Below are 1,534 nucleotides of genomic sequence, written 5' to 3' on the forward strand. Positions count from 1 at the left end.
GCCACCAACGAGAGCAGACCATGCACGTCGACCCGCTCTGCCCACAGATGACCCGCGAAGCCGGCGATGAACTGCTCATCAGTGAGGAGGACAGGTGGCTCCGGTTGGAAGGCCGGTGTTTGTTCGGTGGAGAGGGACGCGACGTAGGTGTTGACGCTGACTGCCTCGATGGCCTGCCACCGGAGGTGCACGGCCTCGGGATGGCGCACGCCGGCCATGTCGAGGTCGTCCTGCAGGTCGCGTCCGGTCAGCTTCTCGTAGGCGTCCTCGGCGGCCCAGATCTTGGCCTGGTCCCCGTCCAGCCCCCAGAGCATGTCCAGGGCCTGGGGGATGTCCTGGACGAGGGGATTGTTCATGAGGAGATCGAGCCGCAGGGCGAACGCGGCGGCCCGCGGCTGCGGCTGCTCCTCGAGTTCGATTCCCTCGACGACATGGTCCGGATCGATGTCCCACAGACCCCCCGACACCGCCGGCCCATAGAAGCGCTCAAGGGCTTTGAGGGCGTATGCCGGGGTGAGGTTGTCGTTCTTCACCGCGGTGGCGAGCGCAGCGGAGATCGTGGAACCGCTGGTCTCGCCGTGGAACGCACGGTCGAGGGCGTCGAGGGCGAGGCTGTCGGCAGGGCGGTCATAGCCGTCCATCAGCTCATTCAGCTGCCGGTCAGTGGTTTTCCCTGTCCACAAGAGGCGGGCGAAGCTGCTGACGAACTCCTCGGTGGCGACGTCGGCCGTGTGGGTGCTGGCGCTGAGCACCTCGGTGATCTGCGACCGGAGGTGCGCGGCCTCGGGGTGGCGCATGCCGGCCGTGGTGAGGGCGTCTTGCAGGTCGTGTCCGGTCAGCTTCTGGTAGGCGTCCTTGACGGCCTGGATCTTGGCCTGGTCCCCGCGCAGTCCCCGGAGCATGTTCAGGGCCGGGAGGAGACGCTGGGTGGTGACGAGGAGATGGAGGCACAGGGCGAACGCGGCGGCCTGCGGCTGCTCCGGGATTCCCGCGGCGACATGGTCCGGATCGATGTCCCACCGACCGCCCGTCACCGCCGGTCCGTAGAGGTGCTCAAGGATCTTCACGGCATCCGCGAAGGGAAGCTTGAGGCTCTGCACAACGCCGGCGAGAGCAGCAGGGATCGTGAAGCCACTGGTCTTGCCGTAGAACGCACGGTCGAGGGTGTCGCGGGCAAAGCTATCGGCTGGACGGGGGTGGCCGACCACCAGCGAGAGCAGCGCCTCTGCCTCTATGTACCGCGCGTTCAAGTAACGGGCGAAGCTGTCGACGAACGCCTCGGTGGCGACGTCAACCGCGTGGGTGCTGAGTGTCTCGGTGATCTGCTGCTGAAGATGCACAGCCTCGGAGGGGCGCACACCGGCCAGAGCCCGCGCGTCGACGTCCTCTGCGTCCAGCAGACGGGTGAAGCTGCTGATGAACTCCTCGTCTGCGAGGGAGGCGGACGCCATATGGGTATCAGCGCCGACCACATCGAGAGAGGCTGTGTCGAGGGCGTCTTGCAGGTTGTGTCCGGTCAGCTTCTGGTAGGCGT

General features: G+C 66.7%; 1 protein-coding gene. It reads right to left on the reverse strand.

Annotated features, from left to right (window positions below):
• On the reverse strand, positions 1-1,534 hold a 1,534-nt coding region (locus ACZ4M8_RS29915; protein ID WP_467613206.1), incomplete at both ends, for a hypothetical protein.

The sequence above is a fragment of the Streptomyces sp. NPDC027185 genome, assembly GCF_055567035.1.